The organism is Parasphingorhabdus pacifica (assembly GCF_054779195.1).
This window is the reverse complement of sequence record NZ_BAAGYS010000010.1, coordinates 248170-261514: the sequence shown is the minus strand read 5'-3', so window position 1 is coordinate 261514 and position 13345 is coordinate 248170. Positions and strand designations below refer to the sequence as shown.

The 13345-nt window shown below is 66.0% G+C and carries 15 protein-coding genes; 11 read left to right on the top strand and 4 right to left on the bottom strand.

Going from position 1 to position 13345, the window contains the following annotated elements; all coding sequences use genetic code 11:
• Window positions 1-199: 199 nt before the first annotated feature.
• The 7 genes from mshC (at window position 200) to ACYVAN_RS16455 (ending at window position 7529) form a co-directional block, all read left to right on the top strand.
• Window positions 200-1438 (top strand): cysteine--1-D-myo-inosityl 2-amino-2-deoxy-alpha-D-glucopyranoside ligase, encoded by a 1239-nt coding sequence (mshC, locus tag ACYVAN_RS16485; protein ID WP_460960527.1) that lies wholly within the window; start codon window positions 200-202, stop codon window positions 1436-1438.
• 691 nt (window positions 1439-2129) lie between these two features.
• Complete coding sequence (locus ACYVAN_RS16480) at window positions 2130-3416, top strand: sensor histidine kinase (RefSeq protein WP_460960525.1); 1287 nt, start codon at window positions 2130-2132, stop codon at window positions 3414-3416.
• Window positions 3413-3853 (top strand): roadblock/LC7 domain-containing protein, encoded by a 441-nt coding sequence (locus tag ACYVAN_RS16475; RefSeq protein WP_460960523.1) that lies wholly within the window; start codon window positions 3413-3415, stop codon window positions 3851-3853. Before ACYVAN_RS16480 ends, ACYVAN_RS16475 begins: the two co-directional genes overlap by 4 nt.
• A gap of 22 nt (window positions 3854-3875) precedes the next feature.
• On the top strand, window positions 3876-4235 hold the full coding sequence (locus ACYVAN_RS16470; protein ID WP_460960521.1) for a DUF742 domain-containing protein: 360 nt from the start codon (window positions 3876-3878) through the stop codon (window positions 4233-4235).
• The gene (locus tag ACYVAN_RS16465) at window positions 4210-4806 is read left to right on the top strand and encodes a GTP-binding protein (RefSeq protein ID WP_460960519.1); all 597 of its coding nucleotides are present in this window, start codon (window positions 4210-4212) and stop codon (window positions 4804-4806) included. Before ACYVAN_RS16470 ends, ACYVAN_RS16465 begins: the two co-directional genes overlap by 26 nt.
• Before the next feature lie 204 nt (window positions 4807-5010).
• On the top strand, window positions 5011-6240 hold the full coding sequence (locus tag ACYVAN_RS16460) for a styrene monooxygenase/indole monooxygenase family protein (RefSeq protein ID WP_460960517.1): 1230 nt from the start codon (window positions 5011-5013) through the stop codon (window positions 6238-6240).
• 50 nt (window positions 6241-6290) lie between these two features.
• Window positions 6291-7529, top strand: a complete 1239-nt coding sequence (locus ACYVAN_RS16455) for a styrene monooxygenase/indole monooxygenase family protein (RefSeq protein WP_460960515.1) — start codon at window positions 6291-6293, stop codon at window positions 7527-7529.
• Between the two features lie 202 nt (window positions 7530-7731).
• Here ACYVAN_RS16455 and ACYVAN_RS16450 read toward each other — a convergent pair whose 3' ends face one another.
• The 3 genes from ACYVAN_RS16450 to ACYVAN_RS16440 all read right to left on the bottom strand — a co-directional run bounded on the left by ACYVAN_RS16450 (window position 7732) and on the right by ACYVAN_RS16440 (window position 9141).
• Window positions 7732-8610 carry a PAC2 family protein gene (locus tag ACYVAN_RS16450; RefSeq protein WP_460960513.1) on the bottom strand — a complete coding sequence of 293 codons (879 nt, stop codon included), beginning with the start codon at window positions 8608-8610 and terminating at the stop codon, window positions 7732-7734.
• Window positions 8607-8735 (bottom strand): hypothetical protein, encoded by a 129-nt coding sequence (locus ACYVAN_RS16445; protein ID WP_460960511.1) that lies wholly within the window; start codon window positions 8733-8735, stop codon window positions 8607-8609. The genes ACYVAN_RS16450 and ACYVAN_RS16445 overlap by 4 nt, the downstream gene beginning before the upstream one ends.
• A 193-nt stretch (window positions 8736-8928) precedes the next feature.
• Window positions 8929-9141 carry a hypothetical protein gene (locus ACYVAN_RS16440; protein ID WP_460960509.1) on the bottom strand — a complete coding sequence of 71 codons (213 nt, stop codon included), beginning with the start codon at window positions 9139-9141 and terminating at the stop codon, window positions 8929-8931.
• 139 nt (window positions 9142-9280) lie between these two features.
• On the opposite strand from ACYVAN_RS16440, the gene ACYVAN_RS16435 reads away from it, so the two are divergent.
• The 4 genes from ACYVAN_RS16435 to ACYVAN_RS16420 all read left to right on the top strand — a co-directional run bounded on the left by ACYVAN_RS16435 (window position 9281) and on the right by ACYVAN_RS16420 (window position 12298).
• Window positions 9281-9976 (top strand): HAD family hydrolase, encoded by a 696-nt coding sequence (locus ACYVAN_RS16435; protein WP_460960507.1) that lies wholly within the window; start codon window positions 9281-9283, stop codon window positions 9974-9976.
• Between the two features lie 112 nt (window positions 9977-10088).
• Window positions 10089-10352, top strand: coding sequence for a phosphoribosyl-ATP diphosphatase (locus ACYVAN_RS16430; RefSeq protein ID WP_460960505.1), 264 nt, complete (start codon window positions 10089-10091; stop codon window positions 10350-10352).
• Between the two features lie 49 nt (window positions 10353-10401).
• Complete coding sequence (hisG, locus tag ACYVAN_RS16425; RefSeq protein WP_460960503.1) at window positions 10402-11250, top strand: ATP phosphoribosyltransferase; 849 nt, start codon at window positions 10402-10404, stop codon at window positions 11248-11250.
• A gap of 208 nt (window positions 11251-11458) precedes the next feature.
• A complete protein-coding gene (locus ACYVAN_RS16420) occupies window positions 11459-12298 on the top strand; it encodes a VOC family protein (RefSeq protein ID WP_460960501.1) in 840 nt (279 codons plus the stop codon).
• A gap of 120 nt (window positions 12299-12418) precedes the next feature.
• Here the strand turns inward: ACYVAN_RS16420 and ACYVAN_RS16415 are convergent, their stop codons facing one another.
• A complete protein-coding gene (locus ACYVAN_RS16415) occupies window positions 12419-13303 on the bottom strand; it encodes a RecB family exonuclease (RefSeq protein ID WP_460960499.1) in 885 nt (294 codons plus the stop codon).
• Between the last annotated feature and the right edge of the window lie 42 nt (window positions 13304-13345).

Genomic DNA, 13345 nt, shown 5'->3' with positions numbered 1-13345 from the left:
CGCGCCCGTCGTCCCATGCCCGGGATGAATCGATCGCACACGTTGGCAGTGACTCTGCGCGGTGCGGGGCGAGGGATGGGTTCGTCACATTCCACGCCGTGTTGAGGCAGGTCGTGGCCGGTGGGGTTGTGCACCACCGGGTAGCCGGGTGTGCCTGGGGGGCGGCGGCGAGCGGACCGGGGCGATTAAGGTCGGGTACATGCAACCCTGGTCGTCGGTCTCGGTGCCCAAAGTGCCGGGCACACCCCGTCCCCTGCGGCTATACGACACTGCCACCGGCGAGGTCCGGCCCACCGCCGCCGGCCCGCTCGCGCGGATGTACGTCTGCGGAATCACTCCGTACGACGCGACCCATCTCGGTCATGCCGCTACCTACTTGGCGTTCGATCTGGTGAATCGGATCTGGCTGGACAACGGTCATGACGTGCACTACGTGCAGAACGTCACGGATATCGATGACCCGCTGCTGGAACGAGCGAACCGGGACAACGAGGACTGGATCGTGCTGGCGATGCGGGAGACGGCGTTGTTCCGCGAGGACATGGAAGCGCTCCGGGTCCTGCCTCCTTCGGACTTCGTCGGTGCGGTCGAATCCATCCCGGAGATCCTCGAAACCGTGGGGAAACTGCTGGCCTCCGGTGCCGCTTACCAGATCGAGGGTGACGAGTACCCCGACATCTACTACCGGCACAACGCCACCGGGCGGCTGGGTTACGAGTCGAACTACGACGACGAAACGATGCGAAAGCTGTTCGCCGAGCGCGGTGGCGATCCGGAACGGCCCGGAAAGGAACATCCACTGGACGCGCTCCTGTGGCGGGCGGCGCGGGACGGCGAGCCGTCCTGGGAGTCGGAGTTCGGACCGGGGCGTCCCGGGTGGCACCTCGAATGCTCGGTGATCGCCCTGAACCGGCTCGGCCTGGGATTCGATGTCCAGGGTGGTGGCTCGGACCTGGCGTTCCCGCACCACGAGTTCAGTGCGGCGCACGCCGAGGCGGTGACCGGTGACTTCCCCTTCGCCCGGCACTACTGCCACGCCGGCATGATCGGCCTGGACGGGGAGAAGATGTCCAAGTCCAAGGGAAACCTGGTCTTCGTCTCCCGCCTCCGAGGCGATCGGGTCGATCCGATGGCCATCCGGTTGGGTCTGCTCGACGGGCACTACCGGAGCGATCGTTCGTGGACGGCCGACGCGCTCACCGCGGGTGCGGCGAGGTTGGCGCGCTGGCGGCAGGCGGTCGAGCTCGATTCGGGGCCGCCGGTGGGCGACACGCTCGATCGATTGCGGGACCGGCTGTCCGACGATCTGGACACCGAGCGCGCTCTCCAGGTGGTGGATGCGTGGGTCGACGAGGCCCTGACTCGTTCCGGAGACGACGACGGGGCGCCGGCGACCGTGCGGGATGCGGTCGACGCGCTGCTGGGTGTCCAACTCTAGGAAACCGCGATAGCGGGTGCGATGCTGAATTCGTTCGCTGAAGTATCGCCGATGTTACCCGCTTCTCGCGCCCGCCACTTCCGGTGTTTGTGCGGGAGTGGTTATTCGGCCGGTGCAACATCGCTCGGAAGTCGACGCGTTCGGCCGGTCAGGTGCCACAAAGGTGCTCGCGACAACCTGGAAGGTTGTCGCGAGCATTCTTTCCGCGGACGCGATGCGCACCGCGCCAGTGGAAAAGAATGTGCTGGGCGATTTGTGCACTGGGGTGGGCGTTTGTTGCGGTCAATGCTGCCTCGTCGGGGTCGTGCTGACCTCCGTGCGCTCCGGTGTGGTGCGACATCCGGCCAAGATCGTGATTATCAACACTCAAACAGACTAATTCTGCCGTAACATTGATCACACAGAGTATCGGCAGGGTGCTCCTTGCGGATGGGGTGCATTTGTGCCCGCGCCTGCTGTTGGGCATTGAGCTGCGCGAACCGTGCTTGGTTGAAGTATGCACCTTTCGGTGTTCGGTGCTGCGCGGTCGCATTCGGTCACATTTGGCGTGAAACATTGTTGCGGTGGCAGCGGAAACCGGGCGTTCGGTCTGTCCGGCGCATGGACTTCGCCAATTTCTTCTGGTTTGATCACGGGCCATGACTCGGCACGAACCCCGAATTGGCTACGCGCGCCCAGGTCGCGAGGTGAAATGGTGACGCGGGTCCGGGAGATGCTGGAACGCTCCCGCAAGTCACTGCTGGACGGTACGGCTCGGCAGCGGTTGGAAGGTTCCACTAGGCAGATACTGCAGCGATCGCGCGACACCGTCGCCCAGATCGTCGGTCCACAGGCACGGGAATCCGACTCCCAGGAAGTCCTGGCCGGGATCTGCTCGAGCGTGGCGCTGCGAGACCTGAACCTCGTGGACTCGCTGCTGGAGCAGCTGGAAAAGATGGAGGCGAACGAAGACGACCCGGAAGCTCTGGCGAAGCTCTACAAACTGGACCACTTGGCGACGCGGCTGCGGCGCAACGGGGAGAACCTGCGCGTGCTCGCCGGCCGGGACGCGGGGCGCGGCACGGACGAAACCGCTTCGCTGGTCGACGTGATCCGGGCAGGCATGTCCTCGATCGAGCACTACACGAGAGTGGAGTTGGGCAAGGTTGCCTCCCTCGGTGTGGTCGGGCTGGCAGCCGACGACGTCAGCCGGCTGCTGGCCGAGCTACTGGACAATGCCACGACGCACTCGCCGCCGACCTCGTCGGTGACGGTCAGCGCGCACTTGACTGAGCAGGGCAGCGTGATGATTCGCGTCGAGGATTCGGGGATCGGCCTCCCCGCCGCTCGCCTGTCCGCGCTCAACGAGCGCTTGGCCACGGCGCCGGTATTGGACCGGAACTCCGTGCAACACATGGGGCTCGCGGTCGTCCGGCGACTGTCGACCAGGCATGGGATTCGGGTGTGGCTCGCCCGGCGCGCCCCGCACGGCACGATCGCCTCCGTGCTGCTGCCCGTCGCGTTGGTGCACGACGGGCCCGTCGCGAGTTCGCGCGCTGATTCCGGCGTGCAGGAGGCACCCGCGGTCCCGACGCCGCCCCGTCCCTTGCCGAAACGGCAGGAACAGGTGGAGCCGCCCGCTTCGGCCAACCACGGATTCACGATCTCCGGCGGGCTGCATCCGCAGGGAACGGTCTTCACCGAACCTGAAAGTTCTTCTGGTTCGGAATCGCGATCTGCTACCACTCCCAACGGTCTGCCCCGACGAGTGCCGCAGAGCTTGAAGGAATCCGCCGTTTCGCTCCCGGGATCGCCGGAGCCGGAGAGCGCTCCGGAAAGCAAGCGGGAAGGCCACGAGCAACTGTTGGCCGACCTCGGTGCATTCGCAGAAGGAGAAGAGGCGGCGCACCAGGAGCGCGAAACGGCGCACGGCGACGCAGCACCCGGACCGCACGATGAGACCGACATCCAACACTTGCCCGAAGGACACGAGAAGTGACGGAGCCAGACGACAAGACAGGTTCACACAATTTCCGCTGGTTGGTCGACGATTTCGTCGGCCGGGTGCACGGAGCGACGCACGCGCTGATCCTGTCCGCGGACGGACTCCCGCTCGCCGGGTCATCCTCGGTCGGCAACGACGAGGCCGAACAACTGGCCGCGATCTCCAGCGGAGTGCTCAGCCTGGCGCAGAACAGTGCGGCACTGTTCAACAAGGGCAGTTGCGAGCAGATCATCATCCGGCTCAGCCAGGGGTATTTCCTGTTCATGGGGATCGGTCCCGGGGCGGGACTGGCAGTGCTGACGTCGCCGGAAGCTCAAATGCGGGTGGTCGCTTACGAGATGACCCAGTTCGTCGAGAACACCGGCCACGCGTTGACTCCGGAGGTCCGCGCCGACCTGCGACGCGTCGTCACCGCTCAGCGACCCGCGTGATGGCAACGGCGGAGGAACAGTCATGGTGAGCCACATTGAATCCCGCAGCAGCCGTGTGCGGCCGTACACCCTCACAGGTGGCCGTACCCGCTCCCGGCACCAGCTGCTGGTGGAGACGATGATCTCGGTGCCCAGCTATGACCCCGAGCTCAGCGGCTCCCTGCTGCCCGAGTCGCGCGCGCTCTACGAAAGCGCGCGCAAACCGGTGTCCCTGGCGGAGCTGTCCGCCTCGTTAAGCATGCCGATGGGAGTGATCCGGGTCCTGGTCAGTGACCTCGCCGCGGACGGGGTGATCTTCATCCACCCCACCGGTTATGCCTACCGATACGACCACAACATCCTCGAGAGGGTTCTCGATGGGCTCAACAAGCTCTCCGCGTGATCCGGCCGAGCTGATGCTCTCGGCGAAGATCGTGATCGCGGGTGGGTTCGGAGTTGGCAAGACCACGTTCGTTTCGTCGGTGTCGGAGATTCCACCGCTGAACACCGAGGCGTGGATGACCGAAGCCAGTGAAGGGATCGACAATCTCGATCCCGAGGGAAGCAAGACGACCACTACGGTGGCGATGGACTTCGGTCGCATCGAGCTGCACTCGGACCTGATGCTCTACCTGTTCGGAACACCCGGACAGTCCCGGTTCTGGTTCCTCTGGGACGACTTGTCCAGGGGGGCCCTCGGCGCGGTGATCCTGGTGGACACTCGTCGCATCGAGGAGTCGTTCGCTGCGATCAACTACTTCGAACACGATTCGGACGTGCCGTTCGTGGTTGCGTTGAACCTCTTCGAGGGCGATTTGCCCTATGAGCTGGACGAAGTCCGGGATGCGCTCGCGTTGAGCCCGGAGACACCATTGATCACGTGCGATGCCCGCGACCCCGATTCCACTGTGGATGCACTGAGGACCTTGGTCACGCACACGATGAGATTGAACGTGACGTCCGGGGCGGCGTGAACTGAACTCTTCACCGGCCGGAACCCCGTCGCACAGCCTCAGTGCTATTCAGCGACCGGGTTCCGGCTTTTTCTTGTGCGGCGGGTGGGTGTATCCCGTACCTGCCGCACGCCCCCGCTGCAGGGCCGGAACGCGGCGGACTTCGGATGCCATCGCGCAGTCCCGGCAGCTGGACTGCTACCGAACGTACGAAAGGTGATCAGGATGCGGAAGATCCTCATCGTGGGAGCGGGGCAGGCTGGTTTGCAACTGGCTCTGAGCCTGCGGGAGCACGATTACGATGTGACGGTGATGTCGTCGCGGACTCCGGAGGAGATCCGTGCCGGTCGGGTGATGTCGACGCAGTGCATGTTCGGTCGTGCGTTGCAGTACGAGCGGGATCACGGTTTGAACCTGTGGGAACGCGAAGCTCCCAACATCGATGCGATCGGGCTGTCCATCGCCACCCCGGGTGCGACCAGGGCGCTGGATTGGCATGCGCAGCTGGATGAGTACGCGCAGTCGGTCGATCAGCGGGTCAAGATGGCCGGTTGGCTGGAGCTGCTGGAGCAACGCGGCGGCAAGGTCCTGCGGCAGGAAGCGACTCCGGCTGACCTCGGTGAGATGGCGCCCGAATTCGATCTCGTCGTGGTGGCTGCGGGCAAGGGTGAGCTGGTTCAGTTGTTCGATCGTGATCCGGAGCGTTCGCCGTATCGGTCGCCGCAGCGGATGTTGTCGGTGGCGTACGTGCATGGTGGGCGGCGGCGTCCGGAGCATCCGGATATGGATGCGGTTCGGTTCAACGTGGTTCCGGGTGAGGGCGAGCTGTTCGTGATTCCGGGATACACGTTGTCCGGGCCGTGCGACATGCCGTTCTTCGAAGCGATCCCCGGCGGTGCGTTGGACTGCTTCCAGGATCGCCCGTCGCCGGAGGAGCACTGGGCGCGGATGCTGGGGCTGATGCGCCGGTACCTGCCGTGGGAGTACGAGCGCTTCAAGGACGCGAGGATCACCGACTCGGGCGCCACGTTGGCAGGTGGGTTCAGGCCGACGGTGCGCCGCCCGGTCGGCGCGCTCACCACGGGTGCGCGGGTTCTGGGCATGGCCGACGTGGTCGTGGCGAACGATCCGATCACGGGGCAGGGGTCGAACAACGCGGCCAAGTGCGCGGAGTCCTATTTGAACAGCATCGTGGAGCGTGGTGACGAGCCGTTCGATGCCGAGTGGATGGAGCAGGCGTTCGAGCGGTATTGGGACGACGTGCAGTACGTGACGGCGTGGACGAACGCGATGTTGCAGCCGCCGCCCGAGCACGTCCTCAACGTCTTCGGCGCGGCTGCGGGAAATCCGGCTCTGGCACGGCGCGTGGTCAACGGGTTCAACGACCCGAAGGACCTGACGTCGTGGTTCCTCGACCCCGAAGGCGCGGCGGACCTGGTGGCTGCGTACAGCTGATCGACCGGCACTGAAGCCGGCCTGACGAGCAACGGAAAGATTGGCGAGGAATGCGGAAGATCCTCATCGTGGGAGCGGGGCAGGCTGGTTTGCAACTGGCTCTGAGCCTGCGGGAGCACGATTACGATGTGACGGTGATGTCGTCGCGGACTCCGGAGGAGATCCGTGCCGGTCGGGTGATGTCGACGCAGTGCATGTTCGGTCGTGCGTTGCAGTACGAGCGGGATCACGGTTTGAACCTGTGGGAACGCGAAACTCCCAACGTCGACGGGGTGGGCGTCTCCATCGCGGACCCGGACGGCAGTCGGGTCATGGACTGGTACGGCGTGCTGGATGAGTACGCGCAGTCGGTCGATCAGCGGGTCAAGATGGCCGGTTGGCTGGAGCTGCTGGAGGAACGCGGCGGCAAGGTCATCTACAACGGTGTCACCACCTCGGACCTCGACGGTTTGACCCGGCTCTACGACCTGGTGCTGGTGGCTGCGGGCAAGGGTGAGCTGGTTCAGTTGTTCGATCGTGATCCGGAGCGTTCGCCGTATCGGTCGCCGCAGCGGATGTTGTCGGTGGCGTACGTGCATGGTGGGCGGCGGCGTCCGGAGCATCCGGATATGGATGCGGTTCGGTTCAACGTGGTTCCGGGTGAGGGCGAGCTGTTCGTGATTCCGGGATACACGTTGTCCGGGCCGTGCGAGATCCCGTTCTTCGAAGCCGTGCCCGGCGGTGCGTTGGACTGCTTCCAGGACCGTCCGTCGCCGGAGGAGCACTGGGCGCGGATGCTGGGGCTGATGCGCCGGTACCTGCCGTGGGAGTACGAGCGCTTCAAGGACGCGAGGATCACCGATTCGGGCGCCACGCTGGCGGGCGGATACACACCCACAGTGCGGAAGCCGGTCGGCAGGTTGCCCGCCGGTGGGATCGTGCTCGGTGTGGCCGACGTGGTCGTGGCGAACGATCCGATCACGGGGCAGGGGTCGAACAACGCGGCCAAGTGCGCGGAGTCCTATTTGAACAGCATCGTGGAGCGTGGTGACGAGCCGTTCGATGCCGAGTGGATGGAGCAGGCGTTCGAGCGGTATTGGGACGACGTGCAGTACGTGACGGCGTGGACGAACGCGATGTTGCAGCCGCCGCCCGAGCACGTCCTCAACGTCTTCGGCGCCGCATCCATGAGTTCGGCCGTGGCACGGCGAGTGGTCAACGGGTTCAACGATGCGAAGGACCTGACGTCGTGGTTCCTCGACCCCGAAGGTGCCAGGCAGATGATCGAGGAAATGACCACGCAGGAGTAGGCCGACCGGACCGGCGGTGCCTTCCGGGCGTCCCGTTGCGGCTGTACCGGGCGCTCGTACCCGGTACCGCGGCCGGCCGGACCGCAGCCGGCCCGGATCATCCGGCCAGCCCGGCACGGTCAGGTCGGAACCGGGCCTCTCGATGCCCTACCGGCCGCCATCGGCCGGTAGGGCCCCGGAAGGTCGTCTCACCCGGTGCGGCTCAGCCGGGCCCAGGACCCGTGGGCCCCTTGCCGCCCGGCCCCCGCCGACGCAGGTAGCGCTCGAACTCCGCGGCAATGGCGTCCCCGCTGGTCTCGGTGAGCTTGACCTCGGCGTCGCCGCGCTCTTCGAGCGCGCGGACGTAGTTGCGGACGTCCTCGTCCTCCTCGGCCATCTCGCTGACCGTGGTCTCCCACTCCTCGGCCTGCTCGGGAAGGTTGCCGAGCGGGACCTCGAGGTCCAGCGCTTCTTCGACCCGGTGCAACAGGGCCAGCGTCGCCTTCGGTGACGGTGGCTGTGAAACGTAGTGCGGCACCGCGGCCCAGAACGAGATCGCCGGGATGCCTGATTGCACGCAGGCGTCCTGGAAGATCCCGACGATGCCGGTAGGGCCCTCGTAGCGGGAGCGCTCCAGCCCGTACTGCGCAGCGGATTCCGCGTCGTACGAGGTTCCGGTCACCGGAACGGGGCGGGTGTGCGGGGAGTCGGCGAGGAGGGCCCCAAGGGTTACCACGGTGGTGGTACCGACCTTCGTGACGTTGTCGAGCAGCTCGCTGCAGAACGCCCGCCACCGCATGTTGGGTTCTATCCCGTGCACCAGGACCACGTCGCGTTCGGTGCCCGGCGGCCGGCAAACCGACAACCGGGTCGTCGGCCAGGTGACCTGCCTGGTGATGCCTTCCACGAGCTTCACCGTCGGACGCGACACCTGGAAGTCGTAGTACGGATCCGGGTCGATCTCGGCCAGTGGTGTCGCGTCCCAGGTGAGCTGAAGGTGCTCGATCGCGGAGCTGGCGGCGTCACCTGCATCGTTCCAGCCTTCGAAAGCACAAAGGACCACGGGGGACGACAGCTCCGGGAGGTTCTGCGGCTCGGTCATTGCAGCCCTCCTGTTCGTGTAATCCCATCGTTCCAGCCTTCGCAGGCAGCCACCACGATCGGGTTGGTCAGCTCGAGCGGTTCAGTGCGCGAGTCTTCTTCGGAGCGTGGGTCGCGATCGTTCACCGGGTCAGCCTACGACGGCAGTCACGCTGCAGCGTCCCACGTCCCGATGTTGTTTCCGCATCGTCGGGCGGGTCGACCCGGCCGAAGTGACTCACGCTCCGACAACACTTCTCTGCGCTGCGAAAATTCCGTTCCTCGTGTGTTGCGACACGGTGTGGGTGAGCCCCCCGCCCGCCCGTGGTCACGTGGACGATCAGCCGGGAGCGGGGAGGCCAGGAACTTGGCCCGCGCCCTCGCACTGCGGGCAGGTGCGCCATTCGCTGAGGGTCATCCCGGTCTGCATCTCTTCGGTCGCTTGGATGAGATAGAGCCGGGGTTCACTGGTCTTGCGAAAGCCGCCGCAGGTGAAGCACAGCGTGTTCGGGCCTTCGGCGAAGTCGGCGTCGCCCCGGTGCTGTTCGTCCATGCCCCCAGTCTGCCGTGCTCCGCGGGCGGAGTGCTTCCGCAGGGCCTGAACGGAGGGATCGAACACGTTCGCTGGGACGCGCTCGGGCGGCTCTGCTGTACTGCTGGAAGCGCTGTCGACGACTGGAGACCTGTACGCGATGACTGCCGGTCAGAGTTCGAGCCGTCCCGCGGCCGTGTTGTTCGACATGGACGGGACGTTGAGTGACTCGGAGAAGCTGTGGACGGTCGCGATGGAGGACTTCGCAGCGCATCGAGGTGGCACGCTCAGTCACGAGACCCGAGCGGCGATGGTCGGGTCGAACATGATGCGCAGCATGCGGATGCTGCTCGGCGACCTCGGACTGGACACGGGGGACGGCGAAGTCACCTCGGCGGCGGCTTGGGTGGAGGTACGCATCACCGAACTCTTCCAGGACGGCGTGCCGTGGCGTCCGGGTGCGGCGGAGCTCCTCCGCTCGGTCCGGGCCGCGGATGTTCCGGCAGCACTGGTGACCTCCACGATCCGCTCGTTGACCGAGATCGCACTGGAGACGCTCGGGCGGGACTCCTTCCGCGTCACCGTCTGCGGAGACGAGGTGGACGGCCGGAACAAGCCGGACCCGGAACCCTACTTGCGCGCCTGCCGAATGCTCGGTGTTCGGCCCGAGGACTGCGTGGCGATCGAGGACTCACCGACCGGTGTTGCCGCGGCGGTCACCGCGGGCTGCACGGTGCTCGCCGTGCCCTGCGAGGTTCCGCTGGACCCTGGTGAACGGCGTGTGCTGCGGGATTCGCTCGAGGGCGTCGACGCGGCCTCCCTCGGCGGGATGCTGGCCGACTCCACGACCCGCTGAGCGTGGATCCGTCTCCGACGCGGCGTTCCGCGAAGTGATCCGTGCCTCACCGGCGAGGATGTCCCGGGTCCGCTGTCGAGCGCTGTGACCCGGGATGGAAGGATCGAGAATCGTGAAGACCTTCGACGAGCTGTTCGCCGAACTGCAGGAACGCGCCCGCACCCGACCGGAGGGGTCGTCCACCGTCGCGGCTCTCGATGCCGGAGTCCACGCACAGGGCAAGAAGGTCATCGAGGAAGCCGGTGAGGTGTGGATCGCCGCTGAGCACGAGACCGACGAGCAGCTCGCCGAAGAGATCTCGCAGCTGCTGTACCGACTCCAAGTGATCATGCTCGGTCGTGGTCTGTCGTTGCAGGACGTCTACCGCTACCTGTGAGAAGTTGACTCACGGGCAATCCACTGGAAACGAAGGAGAACTGAGTCCGATGCTGCGTGTGGCAGTGCCCAACAAGGGCACGCTGGCCGGTCCCGCGTCCGAGATGCTCGCGGAAGCCGGGTACCGGCAGCGCCATGAGCAGCGCGATCTGACCGTTCTCGACTCCGTCAACGACGTCGAGTTCTTCTTCCTGCGCCCCAAGGACATCGCGATCTACGTCGGATCGGGTGAACTGGATCTCGGCATCACCGGCCGTGACCTCGCGCAGGACTCCAACGCGCCCGTCGAAGAGCGGCTCGGCCTGGGATTCGGCGGATCGACCTTTCGCTACGCGGCACCGATCCGCGAGCGGGACTGGACCGTCGAGGACCTGGCCGGCAAGCGGATCGCCACGTCGTATTCGCAGCTGGTCACCGCCGACCTCGCCCGCTACGGCGTCGATGCGGAGGTGATCCGGCTCGACGGGGCGGTGGAGATCTCGATCCAGCTCGGCGTCGCCGACGCCATCGCCGACGTGGTGGGTTCCGGCCGCACGCTTCGTCAGAACGGACTGGTGGCGTTCGGTGATTCGATCTGCCGATCGGAAGCCGTGGTGGTGGAACGCCGGGGCTCGGATTCCGAGCGGGCCAAGAGCCAGCTGATCGCTCGGTTGCAGGGTGTGGTCTTCGCCCAGCAATACGTGATGCTGGACTACAACTGCCCGCGTGAGTTGCTCGACGAGGCGATGAAGATGACTCCCGGGCTCGAATCGCCGACCATGGCGCCGCTGGCCGATGAGCGGTGGGTCGCGGTTCGAGCGATGGTCGCCCGCAAGGAAGCTCCGGCGATCATGGATCGGTTGGCGGCGTTCGGGGCCAAGGCCATCCTCTCCTCGGACATCCGCGCTTGCCGACTGTGACCAACGCCCGATGACCGAACCAGCTTTTCGGGCCGACCCGGCCCCGTCTGCCGGGTCGGCCCGGAAAACTTCTGCTGATCGCCTCTCCTCAGCTGCACGAACTCGCAGTTGCGGGAGTTCATTTCCGCAATCCGCCCACGATCCTCGACACGGGCGGATAATGGCGGGATCTTGATGCGGCGACGGTGGGGGTGAAGGTTCTATGGCCATGCCGAGAGTGACATCGCCTCGATGGGATCTCTTCGAGGGGATGCCCTGCTGGATCGAACTGGTCACGGCCGAGCCGGACAAGGCCTGCGAGTTCTACGCTGGACTTTTCGGTTGGCAGTACGAGTCGCACGACGTCGGCCGGGCCGACGGCCAACTGGTTGCCTACCGGGACGGGTTCCCGGTCGCGAGCATCCGAACCTCGGAGGACGAGGGCTCGCGGTGGCGCCTGTACCTCGCGGCCGCCGACCACGATGCCACCGTCGCGCGCGCGGAAAGCCTGGGTGGTGATGTCACCGCGGACCCCGGACGGATTCCCGGGATCGGTACCCGCAGCGTGCTGATGAGCCCGGCGGACATCAAGTTCGGCCTCCTGGAGCCCGAGGCGGACTGGCAGTTCGACGTGGGCCTGCCGGGAACACTCATGTGGGCCGAACTGGTGGCGATCAAGGTTCAGAGCGCGGACTCGTTCTTCGGGGAGCTGTTCGGCTACGGTTCCGAGCAGTTCGGCACGGAACACAGGTCGGATTACTCCGTCTGGTACCTCGGCAGCGAGTCGGTGCTCGCCCGAGTCAGCATGATCCGCGAATTCGTCACCCCGAAAACCGTGCCGCACTGGCTGCTGTACCTGGGGGTGGAGTCCGCACAGGGCACCGACGAGCTGGTTCGGCGCGCGATCACGCTCGGCGGGCGAGTCCGGGTCGATCCCTACGACTCCAGCATCGGACGTGTCGCGGTCCTGCGGGACCCCACCGGTGCGCGCTTCGCCATCGTCGACTCGACGCAGGCGCTCACCGGTTTCATGGGAAGCGCGGCCAACTACGATCCCTACGACGACTAACCCCGGCTACGCGTGTCGCCGCGTCAACAGCCTGATAGGCGCATCGAACGCCGGCGGCTCGTCTCCTGCCTGGATGGGAGCGACCTGGCCTAACCGAACGGCGGCCTTGCCGCGGGCTGTTCAGTCGCTCCGGTCCAGCACCGACTCCGGCCCCGGGTCCGGTTCCGGCCACCCGGGGTACGGCGGTGGTGTGCCGCCCTTGGCCGGGCACAACGCCTGGAAGTCGCAGTAGTCGCAGAGCTTGCTCGGGTTGGGCCGGAAGTCGCCCGTGCGGCCCGCGCGCAAGATCGCCTGCCAGATCGCTTCCAGCGTGCGCTCGAACCGGAGCAACTCGCTCTCGTCCGGCGTGTAGGCGAGTGACTGCTCGTTCTTGAGATACATCAGCAGCAGTTGCCTGGGAAGCACCCCGCGGGTGCGCCACAGCACGAGGGCGTAGAACTTCATCTGGAACATGGCCTTGGCTTCGCCGATCTCGCGCGGAGCCGCTCCGGTCTTGTAGTCGACCAGGCGGATTTCGCCGGTCGGTGCCACGTCCACCCGGTCGATGAACCCGCGCAGGAGAACGCCCGAATCCAGCTCGGTTTCGACTCGCAGCTCGCACGCGTCCGGTTCCAGCCGGCTCGGGTCCTCCAGCTCGAAGTAGGAGTCCACCAACGAACTCGCCGAATCGAGCCATTTTCGCAGTTCCGGATCGTCCGGACCGTCGAACAGATCGGCCAGCTCGGGCTGGTCGGCGAGAAGTTCCTGCCACGCAGGCGAGAGCAGCTCACGTGCCTGCTGCCGGTTGCGCTCGGCCGTGGGCATGGTGAACAGTCGTTCGAGGACCGAGTGCACCACCGTCCCGCGCACCTGGGCCCTGGTCGGTGTTTCCGGGATCCGGTCCACAGCGCGGAAGCGGTAGAGCAGCGGACACTGCTTGAAGTCACCTGCTCGCGAAGGGGACAGCGCGGGTCGGCGGGGAGCATCGTCCGCATTGCTGGGTGCCGTCTGGGCCGTCTCCGACATGTGCCGCACCCTAGTTGAGCGCTCCGACAGCATTGGGCGGCC